The organism is Actinomadura rudentiformis (assembly GCF_008923185.1).
In the GTDB taxonomy this organism is placed as follows: Bacteria; Actinomycetota; Actinomycetes; order Streptosporangiales; family Streptosporangiaceae; genus Spirillospora; species Spirillospora rudentiformis.
Genome location: NZ_WBMT01000006.1, coordinates 89,609 through 111,357, shown reverse-complemented (window position 1 = coordinate 111,357; position 21,749 = coordinate 89,609). Strand labels below are relative to the sequence as shown.

The window sequence follows — 21,749 nt, the reverse complement described above, 5'->3', positions numbered from 1 at the left end:
CATGGGTCGGATCACGGTGCGTAAGCCGGTACTGCGGCTGAGCACCGCCGGGGTGCGCGGGCAGCGGCCCGACACGCTGGCGGTGGAGGAGCCACTGGAGATCCGGATCGGCGGCCGCCCGCTCACCATCACGATGCGGACGCCGGGCGACGACTTCGATCTGGTGGCGGGCTTCCTTGCCGCCGAGGGGATCATCGCGGGGGCCGGCGACCTCGCGGGCATGCGCTACTGCGCCGACACCCACGAGCAGAACACCCTCGACGTGGTGCTCGCGGCCGGTGTCCGGCCGCCGGGCGCGCTGCTGGAACGCGCCTTCACCACGACGAGCGCGTGCGGGGTCTGCGGCAAGGCCAGCATCGAGGCGCTGCGCGCGGACCGCCCGTACGACGTCGCGGCCGACGACGTCGAGCTCACCCCCAAGGTGCTCGCCGGGCTGCCGGACCGGCTGCGCGAGGCGCAGCGGGTGTTCGACCGCACCGGCGGCCTGCACGCGGCCGGGCTCTTCGACCCGGCGGGCGGCCTGCTGGCCGTCCGGGAGGACGTCGGGCGGCACAACGCGGTGGACAAGGTCGTGGGCTGGGCGCTGCGCGCGGGCCTGCTCCCGCTGACCGGCCGGATCCTCATGGTGAGCGGCCGCGCCTCGTTCGAGCTCACGCAGAAGGCGATGCTGGCCGGGATCCCGGTGCTGGCGGCCGTCTCGGCGCCGTCCTCGCTCGCGGTCGAGCTGGCCGAGGACGCCGGGATGACCCTGATCGGCTTCCTGCGCGGCGAGACCATGAACGTCTACACGGGCGCACAGCGCGTGACCGTCTGATCATCAGCCGCGATCCTCGCCGCTCGCGAGGTGTTTTTGTCATCCGCCGATGAAGACTGGTCGGTAACTTGTGGGCCGCAAGGCAAGAAAGCGCATCGGTCGTACTAGTTCACTGGCGTGCCAGCAGTCCATTCGGCGATCTCCTCGCCGGGACACCGAAAGACGATCTTGAATGGCGTCGATTCGGTGTTCTTGTGCTGCTCCAGTGACCAGGCGCGCCGGTATGAGGAGCGGAAATGGCAGGGCCTCCCGAAGCGGGACCGATGGTCGAGATCGACGAGCGTCACCCCCGTATCCAGCCCAGACGCGTCTCGTTCGACTGGGAGAAGACACCGCTCCACTGGATCCCCGGCGACCCGGTCGCGACCCACATGATCAATTCCTTCCACATCGTGCTGCCCGAGGGCGAGAAGTGGTTCATCCAGTGCGTCAAGGACGCGACTCCGCATATCAAGGACCCGAAACTCCTCGCGGAGATCAAGGGATTCATCGGCCAGGAGATGGTGCACGCACGATCCCACCAGGGCGTGCTGACGCATCTTCTGGAGGTCAACGGGATCGACGTTTCCAAGATCACTGAACCGGCGGCCCAGGGAAACGCCGAACGCCCGGTCCAGATGGCGGCGCTCAAGGAGAAGTCGCCGCGCCTGTGGCGGCTGCGCCTGCAGTTCGAACTGGCCGCCGTCGCCGCCATCGAGCACTACACCGCGGTGCTCGGCCAGTGGATCATGGACAACGACCGGCTGGACGAGGCCGGCGTGGACCCGACGATGCTGGATCTGCTGCGCTGGCACGGCGCGGAGGAGGTCGAACATCGCTCCGTGGTGTTCGACGTCTACCAGCAGATGGGCGGCAAGTACCCGATGCGCGTGGCCGCCTGGGCGGTCTCCCTGTTCTTCCTCACCTGGGCCGTGATGGGCGGCGGCTTCTACCTGCTGAAGCAGGACCCCACCATCAAGCGCAAGGTGACGTTCCCGCGCGTCTACCGCTCGTACCGCAGGTCCGTGCGCAAGGGCCACATGCCGGGGATCCTCAAGCTGCTGCTCGGCGAGGCACCGGTGTATCTCAAACCGTCGCACCACCCCTCGCAGATCTGCTCAACCCCACAGGCGCTGGAATACCTTCTGAAGTCGCCGGCAGCCCGCGCAGCGGGTTACGACCCGTACTGATCCACACCCTTCCCCGCCGCGTGCGGGACAGACGCCAGAGCCCCGGCCGGGCCACCGCCTCCCCGGCCGGGGCTTCGGCATGCGTGACAGGCACCACACCGTCTCGCCTTGACCGTGGTCCGGGAACAGCGGTTAATTAACGATGTGTCCAATAGAGTGGCGCTCGCCCGCACCGGCAACGCGTACCGGCTCGACGACCTGCCGCACGTACACCGCTGGGCCGCACGTAGGGAGACCGCATGACCACCGCGCACGAGACGAGCCCACACAAGCCGAGCCCGTGCACAACGGCGCGACGGGTCCGCGGCGACGGGGTCGACCTCGCCGTCTTCGAGCAGGGCGACCGCTCCCGGCCGACCGTGCTCCTCATGCACGGCTACCCCGACACCCACGCCGTCTGGGACGAGGTGGCCGACCGGCTGGCGGCGCGCTATCACGTGGTCCGCTACGACGTCCGGGGCGCGGGCGCCTCGTCACGCCCGTTCGGCCGCAAGCGCTACACGTTCGACCACCTGATGGCCGATATGCGCGCGGTGCTGGACGCGACGTGCCCAGACCGGCCCGTGCACCTCGCCGGTCATGACTGGGGCTCCATCCAGGCGTGGGAGGCCGCCTGCACGATGCCTGAGCGGTTCGCCTCGTTCACCTCGATGTCCGGCCCCTGCCTCGATCACGTGGGGCACTGGATGCGCGGCAAGCTGAGCCGGCCCACGCCGCGCAACCTCAGGCACGCGGCGGGACAGGGCGTGCGGTCCTGGTACATCTACTTCTTCCAGACCCCGGTCGTGCCCGAGATGATGTGGCGGGCCGGGCTGACCATGCCGTTCACGCGCGCCCTGGAGATCGGCGAGGGCGTCGCGCCGCGCGAGGGGCACCCGGCGCGCACGTTCGCCCGCGACGGCGCCGCAGGCGTCGGCCTCTACCGGGCCAACATGCTGCAGCGGCTCCGCAGGCCGCGCGACCGGCGCACGGAGGTGCCGACGCAGGTGATCGTGCCGACCAAGGACCTGTTCGTCTCGCCGCACCTGGTCGGGGGACTGCAGGACCGCGTGCCCAACCTGTCGCTGCGCACCATCGCGGCGGGGCACTGGCTGCCGCGCAGCCACCCCGAGGTCATCGCCCGGTGGATCAGCGAGCACATCACCGCGGTGTCGGGCGGCCCGCTCACCGCGACCGAGTCACGCGCGCTGCACCGGGCCCGGGTGAGCCGCGAGCGGCGCCCGTTCGACGGGTCGCTCGTCGTCGTCACCGGCGCGGGAAGCGGCATCGGCCGCGCGACCGCCCTGGCGTTCGCCCAGCAGGGCGCCGAGGTGGTGGCTGCGGACCTCGACCTTGCCACTGCGCAGCACACCGCCGAGCTGGCCGGGCTGCTCGGCCCGCACGCGCACGCCTTCCAGGTCGACGTCTCTGACCCGGCCGCGATGGAGGACTTCGCCAAGTCGGTGCTGCACGAGCACGGTGTGCCCGAGGTGGTGGTCAACAACGCCGGGATCGGCATGGCGGGCGGGTTCCTTGACCACTCGGTGGAGGACTGGCGGCGGGTCCTGGACGTCAACCTGTGGGGCGTCATCCACGGTTCGCGGCTGTTCGGAGCGCAGATGGTGGGGCAAGGCCAGGGCGGGCACATCGTCAACACCGCTTCCGCCGCTGCGTTCACGCCCTCGCGCACCCTCCCCGCGTACGCCACCAGCAAGGCGGCGGTGCTCATGCTCTCCGAGTGCCTGCGTTCCGAACTGGCGGGCAAAGGCATCGGGGTCAGCGCCATCTGCCCGGGCATCGTCAACACCAACATCACGCGTACGTCGCGGTTCGTCGGCCGGTCGGAAGAGGAGCAGGGCAAGAGTCAGGAACGGGCCGCACGCGCCTACGCTTTGCGCAACTTCGGCCCCGAGCGCGTCGCTAAGGAGATCGTGGCGGCGGTGCAGAAGAACCGCGCCGTCGTTCCCGTCACCCCGGAGGCACGGCTGAGCCATCTCACGTCCCGCATCTCGCCGCAGATGATGCGCCTGCTGGCCCGGTTCGACGTCGGCTAGCTGTACTGACCATGGACGTCGGATGGTCACCTCAGGTCCACCACGCGACCCGGTGGCCGTCGAGCTCGTGGGCGGTGTGGATCAGCGGCACATGGCTGAACGCCTGCGGGAAGTTGCCCACCTGACGGCCGGTCCTGGGGTCGTACTCCTCCGCCAGCAGGCCCACGTCGTTGCGGAGTGACAGCAGCCGCTCGAAGAGCTCCCGCGCCTCGTCCTCCCGGCCGATGAGCCGCAGGCCGTCGGCGAGCCAGAACGAGCACGCCAGGAACGCACCCTCTTCGCCCGTGAGGCCGTCGGACGACTCGCCTTCCCGGGTCGGGTACCGCCGGACGAAGCCGTCGGGGGCGAGCTCCCGCTGAACGGCCTCGATCGTGCCGACGACGCGCGGATCATCCGCCGGGAGGAAGCCCAGCTGGGGCATCAGGAGCAGGGCCGCGTCGACCTCCTGGGAGCCGTACGACTGGGTGAACGTGCCGCGGACGGGATCGAAGCCCTTGTCGCACACGTCCCGGTGGATACGGTCGCGCAGCCGCCGCCAGTGGTCGACCGGCCCGGGCCGCCCGAACTCCTCCGAGAGCTTGACGGCGCGGTCGAACGCGACCCAGCACATCATCTTGGAATGCACGAAGTGCCGCCGCTCACCCCTGATCTCCCAGAGCCCCTCGTCGGGCTCCTCCCACCGCGCCTCCACGTACGCGAGCAGCGAGTCCTTCATCGCCGCGATCTCGGGCGCCGGCGGCAGGCCCGCCCGGCGCGCCAGGTACAGCGTGCTGATCACCTCGCCGGGGACGTCCAGCTGGAGCTGCCCCGCGGCGGCGTTGCCCACGCGCACCGGCTGTGAGCCCTCGTACCCGCCGAGCCAGCCGACCTCCCACTCGGGGAGCCTCCGCTCCCCCGCCACCCCGTACATGATCTGGACGTCCTCGGGGGCGCCGGCGACGGCCCGCAGCAGCCACTGCCGCCAGGCGTCGGCCTCCTCGGTGCAGCCGCTGCGCAGGAGCGCGTCCAGCGTCATGGTCGCGTCACGCAGCCAGCAGAAGCGGTAGTCCCAGTTGCGGACGCCGCCGATCGCCTCCGGGAGCGAGGTGGTGGGCGCCGCGACGATGCCGCCGGTGGGCGCGTAGGTGAGCGCCTTGAGCGTGATCAGGGAGCGGATGACGGCGTCCCGGTAGGTGCCCTCGTAGGAGAACTTGCCGACCCACGAGTTCCACTCCTCCTCGGTCTCCTCCAGCGCGTGCAGCGCGTCGACCGGCCTGGGCGCCGGAAGGTGGGACGGGTGCCAGGTGAGCACGAACGGGACCCGCTCCCCCGAACGCACGGTGAACTCCGCGGTGTGCGTGAAATCGTGGCCCGCCACCTTGATCGGGCTTCGCAGCCAGATCGAGTCCGGACCGGCGATCCCGGCGAGCTGGCCGCAGGACTGGTGCATCCAGGGCACGCGGTGGCCGTAGTCGAACCGCAGCCGCAGGTCCAGCATCATGCCGACCTCGCCCGAGAGCCCCTCCACGATCCGCACGACGTCGGGCGCCTCCCCGCGGTGCGGCATGAAGTCGATGACCCGGACGGCGCCGTCCGCGGTCTCCCACTCGGTCTCCAGGATCAGCGTGTCGCCCCGGTAGCGGCGGCGGGTGGCCCGTCCGGCACCGGCGGGCGCGAGCTGCCAGCGGCCGTTCTCCTCGTCGCCGAGCAGCGCGGCGAAACAGGCCCCCGAGTCGAACCGCGGCAGGCACATCCAGTCGATGGACCCGTCGTCGCAGACCAGCGCGGCGCTCTGGCAGTCGCCGATCAGGGCGTAGTCCTCGATACGTCCCGGCACGTCGCTCTCCTTGATCGCACGGCCCTGGAGTTCACCAACGAGACCAAGCAGGTCAGGCCTACCCGTGATCCACTCTCCGCATGCCCGGCCCGGGACGATCACCTGCCGCCGGAGCCAACCGTTTACCGCGGCGGGGTTTCGGCGGGCGGCGGAACATGGGACCTTGGCAGGTAAAGAACGCGGCGGGGCCCGCGACAGCCGACCGAACCGACGCCGGAGTGCTGATCATGCGCATTCGCGACATCCTGCGGAGAAAAGGGAACGCGGTGGCCACGGTGCGACCCGACGCCACCGTCCGGGAACTGCTGGCCACCCTGGCCGAACACAACATCGGCGCGGCGGTGGTCTCGCCGGACGGTGAGACGATCGCGGGCATCGCGTCCGAACGCGATGTCGTGCGCCATCTGCACGAGCACGGCGCGCGGCTGCTCGACCGGCCCGTGTCGGACATCATGACGGCCGAGGTGCGCACCTGCGAGCCCGGCGCCGACGTGCACGACCTGCGCCTGACGATGACCGAGCACCGGATCCGGCACATCCCCGTGGTGGTCGACGGCCGGCTGGCCGGACTGGTCAGCATCGGCGACGTCGTCAAGAGCGCGATCGGCGAGCTCGAGAGCGAGCGCGAGCACCTCGTCGACTACATCCAGCGCGCGCCCTGACCGGCGTCAGACGTAGGCGGGCAGCGGCCGGGCGACGGGGGCGGCCTCGACCTCGCCGTAGGCGGTGGCCAGCCGTTCGACGGCCACGCGCAACGTCTCCGGCGGCAGCACGTACGGCAGCCGGACGCAGTCTTCGAGCACGCCGTCGACGCCGAAGACCGGGCCGGGCACCACGCGCACGCCGTACCGCCCGGCGACCTCGGCCAGCAGCGTCGCCACCGGGGCGCCGAGCCGCGCCCACACCGACATGCCGCCCTCGGGCAGCTGGAACTCCCAGTCCGGCAGATGATCGCGCAGCGCCGCGGCCAGCGCGTCCCGGTTGCGCAGCAGCGTCGCCGCCCGCTCGGCGCGCACCTCGTCGAGCCGCAGCAGCAGCTCCCGGACGATGAGCTGGTCGAGCACCGGGCTCGCCATGTCCATGGCCTCGCGTGACAACACCAGGCGCCGCGCCAGCGGCGCGGTGGTGCGGATCCAGCCGATGCGCAGCCCGCCCCACAGCAGCTTGGAGGCCGAGCCGATCGTGATGACGCGCCCGCCGGTGTCGTACGAGGACAGCGGCGCCATCCGGGGGGCGGCCAGGTCGTGCCCCAGCTCGGCGAACGTCTCGTCGACGAGCAGGAAGGCGTCGGCGCGCCGCGCGGCGTCGACCAGCGCGGCCCGGTCGCGCTCGTCCATGAGGCGGCCGGTGGGGTTGTGGAAGTCGGGGATCATGTAGGCCAGCCGCACGGCGGCCTGCCGCATGCTGCCGGCGATCAGCTCCATGTCCCAGCCCTCGTTGACGCCCACCGGCACCAGCCGCGCCCCGCGCCGCCGCAGCGCGCTGAGGGCGTGCGGGTAGGTCGGCCGCTCGACCAGGACGGCGTCACCAGGATCGATCATGACCTGGGTCAGCACGGTGAAGGCGTGCTGCGCGCCCGTGGTGACGACGATCTGGTCCGGCCGGGTCGGCACGCCCCGCGCCGCGTACATCGCGGCGATCTCCTCGCGGAGCTCGGCCAGGCCGGCGGGCTCGTAGCCGGGACCGGCGCTGTAGCGGCCCAGCTCGGCGACCGCGGCGGCGACGGCCTCGTCGAAGATCTCCGGGGCGCCCGGCGTCGCGCAGCCGAGATCGATGAAACCCGGCCCGTCCGGAGCGTGCGCCATGCCGAACTTGCCGGCGCCGAAGGGCACCGACACCGACGGCACCGCGCGCGTCGACGGAGCCGTCATGGTGGTCGGGGGGAGCGCCGTCCAGCTGCCCGCGCCCTGCCTGCTCTCGATGAACCCTTCGTCGCGCAGCCGGTCGTACGCCGCCGTCACGGTGGTGCGGCTGACGCCGAGGGCGGCCGCCAGGTCCCGTTCGGCGGGCAGCCGTGTGCGGAGCGCCAGCCGCCCGTCCAGGACGAGCCCGCGCACCGCGTGGGCGAGCGCGGCGTAGAAGGGACGCTCGTGCGGCACCTCGCCGAGCAGCCGGGCCAGCTGAGATCCGCTCACGTACCGGGTACTCATGCAGTCCACTTTTCCATATTGGCCCTTTAAATGCCAGTCCACTTCAGGCCAAGCTGACCACGTCCGGGCACGCCGGCCGCACTCCCCCCAGGTGGCGGCACTATAAAAGGGAATCGAACAGTGGCTTTGATGATGCGTCGATTGGTTCAGCTGTACGCCGGATTGGCCTTGTACGGCTTGGGCATAGCCCTGCAGGTGGACTCCGCCCTGGGCAACGATCCCTGGGACGTGTTCCACCAAGGCCTGTCGCGGCAGTTCGGGCTGTCGATCGGCGTCTGGATCATCATCATCGGGGCGGTCGTCATGCTGGCCTGGATCCCGCTGCGGCAGAAGCCCGGCCTGGGCACGATCAGCAACGTGATCCTGGTCGGCGTCTTCGCCGACCTCTTCCTCCACCTGCTGCCCGACCCGTCCGCCCCAGCGGCGCGCTGGGCCTACCTGATCGCGGCGATCGTCGTCGGCGGCTTCGCCACCGGTCTCTACATCGGTGCCGGGTTCGGGGCGGGTCCCCGGGACGGCCTGACGACCGGCCTGGCGGCGCGGGGCCACTCGATCAGGGTCGTCCGCACCGTGATCGAGCTGAGCGTGCTCGCGGTCGGCTGGCTGCTCGGCGGCACCGTGGGGATCGGCACCCTGCTGTACGCCGTCGCCATCGGCCCGCTCGCGCACGTCTTCATCCCGCTGCTGGAGACCAAGAAGCCGTCGGCCGATCCTTCGGCCGGCCCTTCAGCCGGTCCCCAGCCTTCCCCGGAGCCGCTGGTGGGCGCCGGTCAGTGACCTCGCAGTAGATCCGCCGCAGGGGCGGCCCGGCTCACGCCGGGCCGCCGCCCGGTCCCGTTCAGGGCTCGGCGGCCAGCGTGGTCAGCACCGAGCGGAAGTCCTCGGGCAGCACGAGCGTGTCGCCGTCATAGCGGGTCTCCAGGAGCGTCAGCTCGCCGTTGCGCCACCAGTAGAGATGCGGGCTGAGAGAACCCGGGCCGTCCTCGTACGCCTGGTGTGCCTGTCCCTGGAGCTCGCGCGCCGCCGCCACCGCCGCCCGGTAACCGGCGCGGATACCGCCGACCGGGGGCTGGATCGGGTGCGCGATGATCAAACTCCGGTTGGGCGCGACGACCAGCGCGCCGTACGGGCCGATCGGCAGGTACTCCTCCAGCCAGGCCAGGTGGGTCACGGCATAGAACGTCCAGCCGTGCAGCACCGAGACCCGCACTCCGCCGAGCTCCTGCTCGTCCAGCTGCAACGGCCCGTCGGCCCGCACGTTGGCGCGGCCCAGCATGAACAGCGCGTCGCCGGAGACCGGCCAGCCGTTCATCTCCTCGGTGGTCACGGTGCGCACCGTGGTGGGGGTGTCGACCACCACGGCCTCGATGAGCCCCGGGGCGAAGGGGCGCGCCGCGAGCACGCCGTTGTCGGCCTCGGCCGGGTAGATGCGGGTGCGCAGCAGGTTCTGGGCGAGCTCGAAGTCGCTGAGGTCCAGCGGCTCCTCGATCGCGGTGACGATCGTGGTGACGTGGTCGGAGACCAGCGCGGGCCAGTCGTTCCGCGGCACGAGGCGGGCCAGCTGCCGCAGGTTGCGCAGGCTGACGTGGAGGCGGTTGGCGCCCTCGAGCAGCATGACGTCACCCGGCACCTGGCGGCAGGAGTAGCCGAGGCTCTCCGCCACCAGCACCAGAAGGGAGTCGAGGGCGCCGTCGTCCCAGTCGCCGGGACGCGCGTGCCTGCCGCTCATCAGACACCTCCTGCGGGAGCTTGCAGGGTCAGAACCCCGGCGTCGGCGTCCAGCAGGACCCGGGCGCCGAGTTCCAGGGTGAGCTGGCGGGGTCCGTGCCCGGCGGGGACGCCCGCGAGGATCGGTATGCCGAGCGGGCCGAGCCGGCTCGCCACCACGGCGTCCGCCTCGGCGGGATCACCGCAGTCGGTCCAGGGGCCGAGGACGACGCCCGCGGCGCCGTCGAACCAGCCCGCCTGGAGCAACTGCGTGAGCATGCGATCGATGCGGTAAGGCGCCTCGGTCACGTCCTCCAGGAAGACGACGCGCCCGGCCGCCGGAGCCGGTGCGCAGGGCGTGCCGAGCATCGCCGTGAGGAGCGCCAGGGTGCCTCCGGTGAGCGGGCCCTCGGCCCGCCCCGGGCTGAGGGCGTGCGTGCCTCTGACGGCCTCGGGAGCGCTCCCGAACCACGCCGCGCGCAGGCTCGCCAGCGAGGCCTGGTGATCGTCCCCGGTGCCGTCCGCGAGGACGGCGCCCGCCGGCATGGGCCCGAACGCGGTGGTGATGCCGAACCGTTCGCCGAAGGCCGTGTGGAGCGCGGTGATGTCGCTGGAGCCGTGCAGGAGCTTGGGGCCACGGTCGGTGACCGCCGCCTCCGCCAGCGCCGCCCAGTCAAGGTGATCGAGAACCCGGGTCGCCCCGTAACCACCGCGGGCGCACACCACAGCCCGCACTTCCGGATCGCACCACGCGGCCTGCAGGTCGGCCGCCCGGTCGGCGTCCGTCCCGGCGAGCCGCTGCCAGTCGTCCCGGACCTGTCCCGCCCCGCCGAGATTGACCCGGTCAAGGGCGTGCTTGGCCACGACGACGTCCAGACCGAGATCGCGCAGCACCCCGCAGCCGGACTCCAGACGACCCGGATCCACCGGGCCACTGGGCGCGATCACGGCCACCCGGTCACCGGGCCGCAGCCTGGCGAACCCCCGGGCGCCCCCGCTTCTCAACCCGATCCCTCCTCGCACCGCAACGGATAGAGCTTGTCAGGAGAAGTACGTGAGCGGAAGGGCAGAGCGGTCACGACCCGCCAACAGATCCCGACCGCCACCAACAATGGACGAGCTTCGCTCGGCACCGTCCTCCAGCCCCCACCCGCCACCAACAATGGACGAGCTTCGCTCGGCACCGTCCTCCAGCCCCCACCCGCCGCCAACATTGGACGAGCTTCGCTCGGCGTCACTCTTGGGCTCCGCAGGTCAGTTCCACGAGGTGCGGGAGCGCCTCGCCGATCGGCTTGCGCAGGACGGCGTCGGCCAGGCCGTCGTAGGGCGTGGGCTGGGCATTGATGATCACGAACCGGGCGCCGTGCTCGACGGCCTCCAGGCACAGGCCGGCCGCGGGCTGCACGGTCAGCGAGGTGCCGACGGCCACGAACAGGTCGCAGGACCGGGCCGCGGCGATCGCGGCCTCCAGCACGTCCTCCTTGAGCGCCTGGCCGAACGAGATCGTCGCCGACTTCTGGATCCCGCCGCAGGCGGCGCACGGCGGGTCCTCCTCCCCCGCGTCCACCCGCGCGAGGATTTCGGGCATCGGGGTGCGCAGGCCGCAGCTCAGGCACTCGGCCTCCCGCATCGTGCCGTGGATCTCGATCACGAGCTCGGGGCTCGATCCGGCGCTCTGGTGCAGGCCGTCGATGTTCTGGGTGACGATGGCGCGCAACCGGCCCGCCCGCTCGAGCGTCACCAGGGCGGCGTGCCCGGCGTTGGGCTTGGCCGACCACGCCGGGTGGTCGCACCGTGACCGCCAGGCGCGGCGGCGCACCTCGGGGTCGGCGAGGTAGCTGCCGATCGTGGACATGGCCGCGGCCGCCGGGTCCTTGGTCCAGACTCCCTGCGGGCCCCGGAAGTCGGGGATTCCGCTGTCGGTGCTGATCCCGGCCCCGGACAGCACCGTGATCGACCGGGCCGTGGGCAGCCAGCCGGCGAGCGTCTGGGGGGCGTCCATGGTTCCAGGCTAGGGCCGGAACGCCCCATTCTGTTCCGATTATCCGGAAGCGAAGGGGGGATCTCCTCGGAAGACGGCGGCTGAACGGGGGTCTACCTCGATGACCTGGATCGCAGGGGAGCGAACGTGGCGGGTCGTGGTCCTCGGCATTACCCGGGAAGTGAGAAACTGGGCCTTCGTATGAGGTCGACGCCGCACATTCTGGTGATCAACGGCACCAAGGTCCGCCGCCCCGTCTTCGTTCTGGGCGCTCCCCACTCCGGTGCGGATCTTGTCGCGCGCGCAGTGAAGCGGTCCGCCGGCTTCCATCTGACCGTCGGCCGTCCCGGTGTGCTCCGCGTCACCTACGCCTTCGCCCGGCGGCCGTCGATCGCCGAGGAGCGCGGCCGCGGGGCCGCCCGCGTGCTGCGCGACGCGTTCGCCGAGGCGTGGCAGATCTCCGCGCGCGGCTGCGCCGAGTGCCCGAACGAGTGCCGGGAGCTGTCCGGCCTGCGGCCGTCCCGGCCGGGCGACGATGATCTCCCCGGGCCGTGCACCGAGCCGCGCGGGGTCTCCCGGTTCGCCGACGCCTCCCCCGACCTGCTCTACAGTGCCGACGTCCTGCTGGACGCCTTTCCCGACGCCCAACTCCTCCAGGTGATCAGGGACGGCCGGGACGTGGTGGCCGACATGCTCGACGACGAACGCTGCCTGGCCTGGTTCCGGCCGGGGCTCGCCAACCTGGACGAGGTCTTCCCCAACCCGTTCTTCGGCGTGGAGGACGTCCTGGAGCGGGACCGCTGGCCCCGGGCGGCGATGGCGGTCCGGTGCGCGCTGCGGTGGCGCGGCTCGGTGCGGCTCAGCGCCCGGCTGCGGGCGCAGACGCCCGGCGAGCAGCTCATGACGGTGCGGTACGAGGACCTGATCTCCCGGCCGAGAAAGGTCGCCGACACGGTGTCGCGCTATCTGGGGACGCCGATCTCCAAGGTCGCCCTGTCCGGGCTGGTACGGCCCGGGGACCGGGAGGCCGGGGAGCGGCAGGTGGGCGGGTGGCGCGACCGGCTGACCACCCGGCAGCTGATCCAGGTGGAGAAGGTCGCGGGTCCCGAGCTGCGCAGGCTGGGCTACGACCTCAGCGGCGCTTCATGATCGCGGTCGCGGACGCCGCGACGTCGGGGCCGCGCCAGCCGAGCGCGACGCCCGCCGCCCCCAGGCCGACGAGCAGGACGGTGTAGCGTCCCGGCCCGCTCTTCACGACCCGCACGGGGTTGATCGTCGCGGTGTTGATGGTCGGTCGCACGTCTGGTCCCCTCTCCGTGGACGCTCGCTGTCACCCGATGGCGGTCACGCGCCTCCAATCACTGTGACGACAGCAGGTGGCCGCCGGGTTGCCACCGTTGCGCAATCAAAGAAAGTCCAGGCGCCGGGGGGGCGTATCAGGGGGTCAACTTCTCGGCCATGAACGACCGAGCTTGTTACTCGGCCGTCTCCACCGATTTATGCTCTTCGTTCACAGCTGGCCGCCGTGCCGAAGTCACATCCACCACATGTGTGCGGTGCGGGACCGTTGACGGAGCCCCACACTGGGACGAGCCCAGCGACATCCCTCCGGTCAGCGCCCTCTGAACCGTGTCCCCAGCTGCCAACGGTCAGGCTGAAGATCCGCTGCATCGCGGTGATCCGGCGCTTTCGTGGTATCGGTCTGGTCACTCTGCTCCGAGCGGCTCCGCCGTGCGGGGCTCCTGCCCGTTCTGACGAGCGAACTGGGTCCGGTAGAGCTCGGCGTAGAGACCGCCAGCGAGCAGGAGCTCCTCGTGCCGGCCGCGCTCCACGACCCGGCCGCCGTCGATCACCAGGATCTGGTCCGCCTCCCGGATGGTCGAGAGCCGGTGCGCGATCACCAGCGACGTGCGGCCCGCCAGCGCCGTCTTCAGCGCGCGCTGCACGGCGGCCTCGGACTCGGAGTCCAGATGCGCGGTGGCCTCGTCCAGGACGACGACCGACGGGGCCTTCAGCAGCAGCCGCGCGATCGCCAGGCGCTGCTTCTCCCCGCCGGACAGCCGGTAGCCACGGTCGCCGACGACGGTGTCGAGCCCCTCGGGCATGTCCGCGACCAGATCGCCGATCTGGGCTGCCTCCAGAGCGGCGAGGATCTCCTCGTCGTCGGCGCCGGGCCGGGCGTACCGCATGTTCTCGCGGATCGAGTCGTGGAAGAGGTGGGCGTCCTGGGTGACGACGCCGATCTGTGCGCGCAGCGACTCCAGGGTCACCTCCCGGACGTCGCGGCCGCCGACGCGCACGGCCCCGGCGTCGGCGTCGTACAGCCGGGACACCAGATGCGTGATCGTCGACTTGCCCGCCCCGGACGGCCCCACGAGGGCCACCAGCTCGCCCGGATGGGCCGTGAACGTGATGCCGTGCAGGACGGGCCGTCCCGGAGCGTTGTCGTTGCGCGCGATGGATTCCAGCGACGCAAGGGAGATCTCTTCGGCCGCCGGGTAGGCGAAATGCACCCCGTCGAACTCGACCGCGGGCGCCGCGGCTCCGGCCCCGTCGCCATCCGCGTCTCCATCCGCGCGGTGCCGCCGCAGCGGCTCCGCACCCTTCCGGTCGCGGATCAGGGGCTTGAGGTCGAGCACCTCGAAGACCCGGTCGAAGCTCACCAGCGCCGTCATCACGTCCACGTGCACGTTCGACAGGGCGGTGAGCGGGCCGTACATCCGGGTCAGCAGGGTGGCGAGCGCGACCAGCGTGCCGAGCTGGAAGCCGCCGTCCGCGACGAGCACGCCGCCGACGCCGTAGACCATGGCCGTGGCGAGCGCGGCGACGAGCGTCAGCGCGGTGAAGAACACCCGCCCGTACATCGCGGCCACCACCCCGATGTCGCGGACCCGGGCGGCGCGGGCGGAGAAGTTCTCCTCCTCCTCGGAGGGGCGCCCGTACAGCTTGGCGAGCATGGCGCCCGCCACGTTGAACCGCTCGGTCATCAGCGAGCTCATCTCGGCGTCCAACTGCATCTGCTCACGGCTGATGCTCGACAGCCGCTTTCCCACCCACTTGGCCGGCAGGATGAAGATCGGCAACAGCAGCAGCGCGATCAGCGTGACCTGCCAGGACAGGATCAGCATGGTGATCAGCACCAGCACCAGGCTGATCACGTTGGAGACCACCGAGGACAGGGTGGTGGTCAGGGCGCGCTGGGCGCCGATCACGTCGCCGTTCAGGCGGCTGACCAGCGAGCCGGTCTGGGCGCGCATGAAGAAGGCGACCGGCTGGCGCTGGACGTGGCCGAAGACCTGCGTGCGCAGGTCGTAGATGAGGCCCTCGCCGATGCGTGCGGAGTACCACCGCTGCGCCAGCCCGAGCACGGCCTCGACCAGGGCGAGCCCGGCCACCGCGACGGCGAGCCAGATCACCAGGTCCTGCCGGCCGGGCACGATGCCCCGGTCGATGATCGCCTTGAGCAGCAGCGGGTTGGCGACCACGATCACCGCGGCGAGCGAGTTCAGCAGCAGGAACAGCACCAGCTCGCGGATGTACGGCCGGGCGTAGCCCGCGATCCGCTTGACCGTGCCGGGCTTGAGCTTCTGCTGGGTCACCGAGCCGTCCCGGCGGAACGACGCCATCACTTGCCAGCCGCTGCCCGGCATACCCGGCATCGACACGTCGGCCTCCGTGTAATCAGGTAAGCAACTCGTTGGTAATCAAGTAAGCATCCCAGTGTGCGCTCACGACAACGCGCCTTTCCTCTGCCCGCTTCCCGGCTCAGCTCCTGGCGAAAACCGGCGTTCGCCGCCGGCTCGCCTGGAGGTCTTCCTGGCACTCTGGCCACCTCTGGGCGATCTTGTGGACTTTGTGGCGGTCCGGTAGTAGATGTGAGCCACCTAACCCAGGCTCAACTCCCCTCAGGAGTCCCTCGTGACCCGAAGACTGACGCGTGGCGGCGCCGGCGTGCTCACCCTCACGGCCGCGCTGCTCGCCACGACCGCACCGCCGGCCGGCGCCACCGCGCCCGGTGCGCCGGCCCGCCCGCAGATCAAGGTGGAGAACGGCGCGACACAGCCGGTCTTCTCCCGGGCCGACGCGGTCACCCAGACGGTGAGCATCGAGACCACCGTCGACAGCGACCGCGACGGCGTGCGGGACCGCGTGCAGATGCGCATCATGCGGCCCAAGGAGACCGACTCCGGTCTCAAGGTGCCGACCATCGTCGAGGCCAGCCCGTACTGGGCCGGCACCCACGACGACGTCCCGATGCATCCCGTCGACATCGACGGCGCGAAGACCCGCTCGCTCGCCGCCGTGCCGCGCAACCTCGCCGAGATCTTCCCCGGCTATCTCGACAACTACTACATCCCCCGCGGCTACGCCGTCGCCCACCTCGACAGCATCGGCACCGGAGGCTCGACCGGCTGCCCGACCTCGGGCGACCGCCAGGAGGCGGCGGGCGCCAAGGCCGCCGTGGACTGGCTGAACGGCCGCGCCAAGGGCTGGGCGGCCGACGGCAGCGAGGTGAAGGCGCGCTGGTCCACCGGCAACGTCGGCATGATCGGCCAGTCGTACAACGGCACGCTGCCCAACATGGCCGCCGCCAGCGGCGTGGTCGGCCTGAAGGCCATCGTGCCGGTCGCGGCGATCTCCAGCTGGTACGACTACTACCGTGCGAACGGCGGCGTCCTCGCGCCCGGCGGATTCCAGGGCGAGGACCTCGACGTCCTGGCCAAGGTCGTGCTGACCCGCAAGAACCCCGAGGTCTGCAAGCAGGTCATCGACGAGCTCACCGCGACGCAGGACCGCGAGACCGGTGACTACAGCAAGGTCTGGGCCGACCGCGACTACGTGGGCCAGGCCCGCAAGGTGCGCGCGGCCGTGATGGTGGTGCACGGCCTGAACGACTGGAACGTGAAGGTCAAGAACTCCGTCCAGTGGTGGAACGCCCTCAAGCAGAGCGGCGTGCCGCGCAAGCTCTGGCTGCACCAGGCCAGCCACGCCACCCCGTTCCGGTGGCGGCTCGAAGAGTGGCTGCGGCAGACCGGCGCCTGGTTCGACCGGTTCCTCTACAACATCGACAACGGCGTCACCAGGGAGCCGCGGGTCGACATCGAGCGGGCACCCGGACAGTGGGAGACCGCGAGCGACTGGCCCGTGCCCGGCACGCGCACCGTGCCGGTGAGCCTGAACGCGGGTCCCGCCGGCCAGCCCGGCACGCTGTCGCTGCGCCCGCGCCGCGGCCCCGCCCAGTCGATGATCGACGCGGGCCGCACCCGGACCGCCGAGCAGCTGCTGGTGAACGAGAACCAGGCCGACCCGAACCGGCTGGCCTTCCTCACTCCGCCGCTCACCGAACCGGTCCGTCTCAACGGCATCCCCAAGGCGGCGTTCCGGGCCTCTCTCGACGGTCGTTCGCCGTACCTGACGGCCCTGCTGGTCGACTACGGCACCGACACCCGGCCCACCGGCGCCCGCCTCGACACCGGTGAACGGGTCTGCTTCGGCCAGGGCGTGCCGGGCGACGACGGCTGCACCACCCGGCAGGCGCACCGCGTCGAGACCGCCCCGTTCAAGATCGTCACCCGGGGCTGGCTGGACGCGCGCAACCGGCACAGCCCGAGCCGCACCGAGCCGATCACGCCCGGCAAGGCGTACGACTTCCGCTGGGACTTCGAGCCGACCGACTACGTCGTCAAGCCCGGCCACCGGCTCGGAGTGATCGTCCTGTCCACCGACTACGACTACACGCTGCGCTATCCGGCGGGCACCAAGCTGACCCTGCAGCCGGGGACCAGCAAGGTGTTCCTCCCGCTGGCCCGCGGCGGCCGTGAGGCCCTACGCTAGGCAACAGCGCTAGATCAACCTGAGGCCCTCCAGCAGCCGCGGAGAGCCGCGAAGAGGCCCGGACCCGCCTTGGGGGTCCGGGCCTCTCCCGTTGACCGGATCAGGCGCTCTCAGCGCCGAAGAGATCGCGCATGCGGCCGATCTGCTCGCGGCGCTCGGCGGCGCACTGCTCGTCGAGGGTGTTGTGGGGCGCCTCCAGCAGCAGGCGCTTGGTGGCCACCGCCGCGCCCGGGTTGACCGCGAGGAGCGCCGTGACGATCTCGGCGACGGTCTTGTCGAGGGCGTCGCGCGGCACGACGAGCTCGGCGAGGCCCAGCCGCGCCGCCTCGTCGGCGAGGACGGTACGCGCGGTGAGGCACAGCTCCAGCGCGCGGTTGACGCCCACGATCTCCACCAGCGGCTTGGTGCCGGTCAGGTCCGGGACGAGCCCGAGCGCGGGCTCCTTCATGCAGAACTTGGTGTCGTCCGCGATCACGCGGATGTCGCACGCCAGGGCCAGCTGGAAGCCGCCGCCGATGGCGTGCCCGTGCACGGCCGCGATGGAGACGATCTCGGGGCGCCGCAGCCAGGTGTAGCCCGCCTGGAGCCCGGCGATGAACCGGTCGGACGCGGCCTCGTCGGCGCCGTCGGGGAACCCGCCGCCCGCGCCCGCGTCCTCCGGGCCCGCGCCGCCCGAGAACATGCCCAGGTCGATCCCGGCCGAGAAGGACGGCCCCGCGCCGCGCAGCACGACCACGCGGACGCCGTCCGGCAGGGACTCGCCGATCCGGGCCAGTCCCCGCCAGGTGGCGAACGTCATGGCGTTGCGACGCTCGGGCCGGTTCAGCGTGATCGTCGCGATCGCGCCGTCCACGTCGAGCCGCAACCCTGCCTCGGCCAGTTCGGCCTCGTTCGGGCCCGTGGCCGGATCCGGCCGCGGCTCGTTGACCCTCGCGTCCGACATGACGCTCCCTCCGCAGTGACGTAAGTCAGATGACTCAGGCCCGGACGTAAGTCGTTTGACTCATGTCCGGGCCGGCGTCGTGCGATACCGGCGCCATGCCGGCACCTGATCCCGCCGCCGCGACCGAACCTTACTCGGCCGGCCGCGGCGGCGGGTCAGGCGGTGTGCTCATCCGGGGGTCGTCGTCCGTTCAGGACTTCTTGCCACGGGTGGCGCCACCGCGTCCCCGCAGGTTGACGCCGGATTCGGTCAGAATCCGGTGGATGAACCCGTACGAGCGGCCGGTGGCGGCTGCCAAGGCGCGGATGCTCTCGCCGGAGTCGTACCTCTTCTTGAGCTCCGCCGCCAGCTTGTCGCGCTCGGCACCGGTCACGCGGGTGCCCTTCTTAAGGGTCTCGGCCACGAGTACCTCCCGTAGTGATGTGGTGACCGCTGCGTTATCCCCCGCCATGATCAGTCATTCCCGCGAGTTCGGCTACCCACTCCGCCAGAAAAGATCTGCGATAGCTGCCGTGCAGGTCACGCAAGTGCCACCAGATCGGCAAACTCGTCACTCCAGATGTCTTCGACACCATCCGGCAGCAAAATCACTCTTTCCGGCCGGAGCGCCTCCACCGCACCCTCGTCGTGGGTCACCATCACGATGGCTCCGGCGAAGGTCCGCAGCGCCCCGAGGATCTCCTCGCGGCTCGCCGGATCGAGGTTGTTGGTGGGCTCGTCCAGCAGCAGGACGTTCGCGCTCGACACCACGAGCATGGCCAGCGCCAGCCGGGTCTTCTCCCCGCCCGACAGGACGCCGGCGGGCTTCTCGACGTCGTCGCCGGAGAACAGGAACGAGCCGAGGATCTTGCGGACCTCGACCGGCGCCAGCCCTGGCGCGGAGGACTGCATGTTCTCCAGGACGGACCGTTCGACGTCCAGCGTCTCGTGCTCCTGGGCGTAGTAGCCGATCCGCAGCCCGTGCCCGGGGATCACCTGGCCGGTGTCGGGCTTGTCGACCCCCGCCATCAGGCGCAACAGCGTGGTCTTGCCGGCGCCGTTGAGGCCGAGGATGACCACCCTGCTCCCCCGGTCGACCGCGAGGTCCACGTCGGTGAAAATCTCCAAAGATCCGTACGATTTCGACAAACCCTCGGCGGTCAGGGGGGTCTTGCCGCACGGCGCCGGGTCCGGGAAGCGGATCTTGGCGACCTTGTCGGCCTGCCGCTGCCCCTCGGCCCCGGCGAGCAGCTGCCGGGCCCGCCGGTCCATCTGCTGGGCCGCCTTGGCCTTGGTGGCCTTGGCGCGCATCTTGTCGGCCTGGGCGAGCAGGGTGGACGCCTGGCGCTGGGCGTTGGCCGTCTCCCGCTTGCGGCGCCGCTCGTCGGTCTCACGCTGGTCGAGGTACTTCTTCCAGCCGACGTTGTAGATGTCGATGACGCTGCGGTTGGCGTCGAGGTGGAAGACCCGGTTGACGACGGCGTCGAGCAGCTCCACGTCGTGGCTGATCACCACGAGGCCGCCCTGGTGGGACTTCAGGAAGTCGCGCAGCCACACGATCGAGTCGGCGTCCAGGTGGTTGGTGGGCTCGTCCAGCAGCAGCGAGTCGGCGTCGGAGAACAGGATCCGCGCCAGCTCCACCCGCCGCCGCTGGCCGCCGGAGAGGGTGCCCAGCGGCTGGGTCATCACGCGGTCGGGCAGGCCCAGGCTGGAGGCGATCGAGGCCGCCTCGGCCTCCGCCGAGTAGCCGCCGAGGACGTGCAGCCGCTCCTCCAGGCGCCCGTACCGCCGGACGGCCTTGTCGCGCTCGGCGCCGCTGGCGGTGGCCATCTGCTCCTCGGCGAGCCGCAGCTTGCGGATCACCTCGTCCAGCCCGCGCGCGGACAGGATGCGGTCGCGGGCCAGCTCGTTCAGATCCACGCCGCGCGGGTCCTGGGGGAGGTACCCGAGCGTCCCCGACCGGGTGACGGTGCCCTGGGCGGGCTGTGCCTCCCCGGCCAGCACCTTGGTGAGGGTGGTCTTGCCGGCGCCGTTGCGGCCCACAAAGCCGACCCGGTCACCGGGGTTGACCCGGAAGGTGGCGCGTTCGATCAGCAGCCGGGACCCGGCGCGCAGCTCGATGTCGTTCGCAATGATCACTGTGGCAGGGCTCCCCTGACGGAGGGTTCAACGGCTTCGGGGTCAATGGACAACAGGGCTCAACGGAAAACGGGGCTCAACGGAAAAACAGGCGGACGCACACAAACGCGCGTCGGCGGTCCGGTCGACCGCGACGCGCGCGCTGGGGGCCTGTCAGCTCGGGAGCGAAACCATCGGATCAGTGTACGTGACGGGGAAGCAGTTCCCGCCCAGCGGAGGCGGCACGTTAGAAGAGTGCCGCTCCTGGCCATACCGATGTGTGGGAACCGGGGGAGGACTCGCAGGGGGCGGTCCAGGATGCGCAGTACGGGCGTGACGCGAGCCATGCCGGGCGCTCCGACCCGGCACGAGGGAGTGTGAGTCCCGATGGTCCACGTAACGAGCAACGCACCCAGCGGCACACCGAACTGGCTGGATCTCGGCATCCCGGACCTGGACCGGGCCAAGGAGTTCTACGGAACCGTCTTCGGCTGGGAGTTCCAGGACTACGGCGCCGAGGCGGGCCACTACCACGCCTGCCTGCTCCGGGGGGAGCCGGTCGCCGGGATCATGAAGAACCCGGACGATGCCCCGGCCGAGTACTGGTGGCAGACGTACTTCGCCACCGACGACTGCGACGGCACCGTCAAGCGGGCGTCCGACGCCGGGGCCACGGTGGTGATGCCGCCGGACGACGTCATGGACCAGGGCCGGATGGCGATCCTGCGCGACCCGGTCGGGGCGCAGTTCGGGCTCTGGCAGGGCCGTGCCCATATCGGCACGCAGTTCCGCGACGAGCCGGGCTCGCTGGTGTGGAGCGAGCTGATCACCGCCGACCCCAGGGCGGCGTGCGGCTTCTACCGCGCGGTCTTCGACTACACGCTCGAAGAGATGCCGGGCGACTTCGACTACACGGTCCTCAACCGGCCGGACGGCCAGGCCGTCGGCGGTGTCGAGGGGCGGCCCGACGAGCCGGTCGCGGCGTGGGTGCCCTACTTCGAGACCGCCGATCCCGACGAGACCGTCCGGCGTGTCCGTGACACCGGCGGCACGGTGGTCACCGAGCCGCAGGAAACCCCCTACGGCCGCATCGCGACCGTCAGGGACCCCTTCGGCGTCGCGTTCCGCGTGATGCGCTCGCCCCAGGAAGGCGCCTGACCGGCCGCGGGGGGGGGGGGGGGGGGGGGGGCGGGCCGGGGGGGGG

At 71.2% G+C, this 21,749-nt stretch carries 18 protein-coding genes; 8 read left to right on the top strand and 10 right to left on the bottom strand.

From position 1 onward, the window contains the following. The first annotated feature begins 1 nt into the window (after nucleotide 1). From fdhD to F8566_RS14070, 3 genes are all read left to right on the top strand, one after another. Complete coding sequence (fdhD, locus tag F8566_RS14080; protein ID WP_151560659.1) at nucleotides 2-814, top strand: formate dehydrogenase accessory sulfurtransferase FdhD; 813 nt, start codon at nucleotides 2-4, stop codon at nucleotides 812-814. 236 nt (nucleotides 815-1,050) lie between these two features. After that, a complete protein-coding gene (locus F8566_RS14075; RefSeq protein WP_151560658.1) occupies nucleotides 1,051-1,983 on the top strand; it encodes a metal-dependent hydrolase in 933 nt (310 codons plus the stop codon). Nucleotides 1,984-2,222: 239 nt separating this feature from the next. Continuing rightward, nucleotides 2,223-4,016, top strand: coding sequence for an SDR family oxidoreductase (locus tag F8566_RS14070; RefSeq protein ID WP_151560657.1), 1,794 nt, complete (start codon nucleotides 2,223-2,225; stop codon nucleotides 4,014-4,016). 31 nt (nucleotides 4,017-4,047) lie between these two features. On the opposite strand, the gene F8566_RS14065 is transcribed toward F8566_RS14070, so the two are convergent. After that, nucleotides 4,048-5,847, bottom strand: coding sequence for a glycoside hydrolase family 15 protein (locus F8566_RS14065; RefSeq protein WP_151560946.1), 1,800 nt, complete (start codon nucleotides 5,845-5,847; stop codon nucleotides 4,048-4,050). 212 nt (nucleotides 5,848-6,059) lie between these two features. Between F8566_RS14065 and F8566_RS14060 the strand changes: the two genes are divergently transcribed. After that, complete coding sequence (locus F8566_RS14060) at nucleotides 6,060-6,494, top strand: CBS domain-containing protein (RefSeq protein WP_151560656.1); 435 nt, start codon at nucleotides 6,060-6,062, stop codon at nucleotides 6,492-6,494. Nucleotides 6,495-6,500: 6 nt separating this feature from the next. Here the strand turns inward: F8566_RS14060 and yczR are convergent, their stop codons facing one another. After that, nucleotides 6,501-7,982 carry a MocR-like transcription factor YczR gene (gene yczR / locus F8566_RS14055; RefSeq protein WP_151560655.1) on the bottom strand — a complete coding sequence of 494 codons (1,482 nt, stop codon included), beginning with the start codon at nucleotides 7,980-7,982 and terminating at the stop codon, nucleotides 6,501-6,503. Between the two features lie 129 nt (nucleotides 7,983-8,111). Between yczR and yczE the strand changes: the two genes are divergently transcribed. Continuing rightward, entirely contained in the window at nucleotides 8,112-8,759 is a 648-nt protein-coding gene (yczE, locus tag F8566_RS14050; protein WP_225993160.1) for a membrane protein YczE, read from the top strand. Between the two features lie 61 nt (nucleotides 8,760-8,820). Here yczE and F8566_RS14045 read toward each other — a convergent pair whose 3' ends face one another. From F8566_RS14045 to F8566_RS14035, 3 genes are all read right to left on the bottom strand, one after another. Next, the gene (locus tag F8566_RS14045; protein WP_151560654.1) at nucleotides 8,821-9,711 is read right to left on the bottom strand and encodes a hypothetical protein; all 891 of its coding nucleotides are present in this window, start codon (nucleotides 9,709-9,711) and stop codon (nucleotides 8,821-8,823) included. Beyond that, nucleotides 9,711-10,694, bottom strand: a complete 984-nt coding sequence (locus tag F8566_RS14040) for a S66 peptidase family protein (protein WP_151560653.1) — start codon at nucleotides 10,692-10,694, stop codon at nucleotides 9,711-9,713. Before F8566_RS14040 ends, F8566_RS14045 begins: the two co-directional genes overlap by 1 nt. A 229-nt stretch (nucleotides 10,695-10,923) precedes the next feature. Beyond that, entirely contained in the window at nucleotides 10,924-11,691 is a 768-nt protein-coding gene (locus F8566_RS14035; protein WP_151560652.1) for an SIR2 family NAD-dependent protein deacylase, read from the bottom strand. Nucleotides 11,692-11,871: 180 nt separating this feature from the next. On the opposite strand from F8566_RS14035, the gene F8566_RS14030 reads away from it, so the two are divergent. Further along, the gene (locus F8566_RS14030; protein WP_151560651.1) at nucleotides 11,872-12,819 is read left to right on the top strand and encodes a sulfotransferase family protein; all 948 of its coding nucleotides are present in this window, start codon (nucleotides 11,872-11,874) and stop codon (nucleotides 12,817-12,819) included. On the opposite strand, the gene F8566_RS49840 is transcribed toward F8566_RS14030, so the two are convergent. Beyond that, nucleotides 12,803-12,970: a hypothetical protein gene (locus tag F8566_RS49840; protein WP_192809675.1), complete on the bottom strand. Its 168-nt coding sequence runs from the start codon at nucleotides 12,968-12,970 to the stop codon at nucleotides 12,803-12,805. The genes F8566_RS14030 and F8566_RS49840 overlap by 17 nt on opposite strands. A 406-nt stretch (nucleotides 12,971-13,376) precedes the next feature. Then, a complete protein-coding gene (locus tag F8566_RS14025; protein WP_225993208.1) occupies nucleotides 13,377-15,329 on the bottom strand; it encodes an ABC transporter ATP-binding protein in 1,953 nt (650 codons plus the stop codon). 259 nt (nucleotides 15,330-15,588) lie between these two features. On the opposite strand from F8566_RS14025, the gene F8566_RS14020 reads away from it, so the two are divergent. Continuing rightward, nucleotides 15,589-17,505 (top strand): Xaa-Pro dipeptidyl-peptidase, encoded by a 1,917-nt coding sequence (locus tag F8566_RS14020; RefSeq protein WP_225993159.1) that lies wholly within the window; start codon nucleotides 15,589-15,591, stop codon nucleotides 17,503-17,505. Between the two features lie 100 nt (nucleotides 17,506-17,605). On the opposite strand, the gene F8566_RS14015 is transcribed toward F8566_RS14020, so the two are convergent. The 3 genes from F8566_RS14015 to F8566_RS14005 form a co-directional block, all read right to left on the bottom strand. Continuing rightward, entirely contained in the window at nucleotides 17,606-18,448 is an 843-nt protein-coding gene (locus F8566_RS14015) for an enoyl-CoA hydratase/isomerase family protein (protein WP_151560650.1), read from the bottom strand. Nucleotides 18,449-18,638: 190 nt separating this feature from the next. After that, nucleotides 18,639-18,851, bottom strand: coding sequence for a helix-turn-helix domain-containing protein (locus F8566_RS14010; protein ID WP_012852589.1), 213 nt, complete (start codon nucleotides 18,849-18,851; stop codon nucleotides 18,639-18,641). 116 nt (nucleotides 18,852-18,967) lie between these two features. Then, entirely contained in the window at nucleotides 18,968-20,566 is a 1,599-nt protein-coding gene (locus F8566_RS14005) for an ABC-F family ATP-binding cassette domain-containing protein (protein ID WP_151560649.1), read from the bottom strand. Nucleotides 20,567-20,932: 366 nt separating this feature from the next. On the opposite strand from F8566_RS14005, the gene F8566_RS14000 reads away from it, so the two are divergent. Beyond that, the gene (locus F8566_RS14000; RefSeq protein WP_151560648.1) at nucleotides 20,933-21,703 is read left to right on the top strand and encodes a VOC family protein; all 771 of its coding nucleotides are present in this window, start codon (nucleotides 20,933-20,935) and stop codon (nucleotides 21,701-21,703) included. The last annotated feature ends 46 nt before the right edge of the window (nucleotides 21,704-21,749 follow it).

Bases quoted from the DNA above. Each gene is read 5' to 3' on its own strand.
- fdhD (WP_151560659.1), top strand. From the start codon at position 2: ATGGGTCGGATCACGGTGCGTAAGCCGGTACTGCGGCTGAGCACCGCC.
- F8566_RS14075 (WP_151560658.1), top strand. From the start codon at position 1,051: ATGGCAGGGCCTCCCGAAGCGGGACCGATGGTCGAGATCGACGAGCGT.
- F8566_RS14070 (WP_151560657.1), top strand. From the start codon at position 2,223: ATGACCACCGCGCACGAGACGAGCCCACACAAGCCGAGCCCGTGCACA.
- F8566_RS14060 (WP_151560656.1), top strand. From the start codon at position 6,060: ATGCGCATTCGCGACATCCTGCGGAGAAAAGGGAACGCGGTGGCCACG.
- yczR (WP_151560655.1), bottom strand. From the start codon at position 7,982: ATGAGTACCCGGTACGTGAGCGGATCTCAGCTGGCCCGGCTGCTCGGC.
- yczE (WP_225993160.1), top strand. From the start codon at position 8,112: ATGATGCGTCGATTGGTTCAGCTGTACGCCGGATTGGCCTTGTACGGC.
- F8566_RS14045 (WP_151560654.1), bottom strand. From the start codon at position 9,711: ATGAGCGGCAGGCACGCGCGTCCCGGCGACTGGGACGACGGCGCCCTC.
- F8566_RS14035 (WP_151560652.1), bottom strand. From the start codon at position 11,691: ATGGACGCCCCCCAGACGCTCGCCGGCTGGCTGCCCACGGCCCGGTCG.
- F8566_RS14030 (WP_151560651.1), top strand. From the start codon at position 11,872: ATGAGGTCGACGCCGCACATTCTGGTGATCAACGGCACCAAGGTCCGC.
- F8566_RS14025 (WP_225993208.1), bottom strand. From the start codon at position 15,329: ATGCCGGGTATGCCGGGCAGCGGCTGGCAAGTGATGGCGTCGTTCCGC.
- F8566_RS14015 (WP_151560650.1), bottom strand. From the start codon at position 18,448: ATGTCGGACGCGAGGGTCAACGAGCCGCGGCCGGATCCGGCCACGGGC.
- F8566_RS14000 (WP_151560648.1), top strand. From the start codon at position 20,933: ATGGTCCACGTAACGAGCAACGCACCCAGCGGCACACCGAACTGGCTG.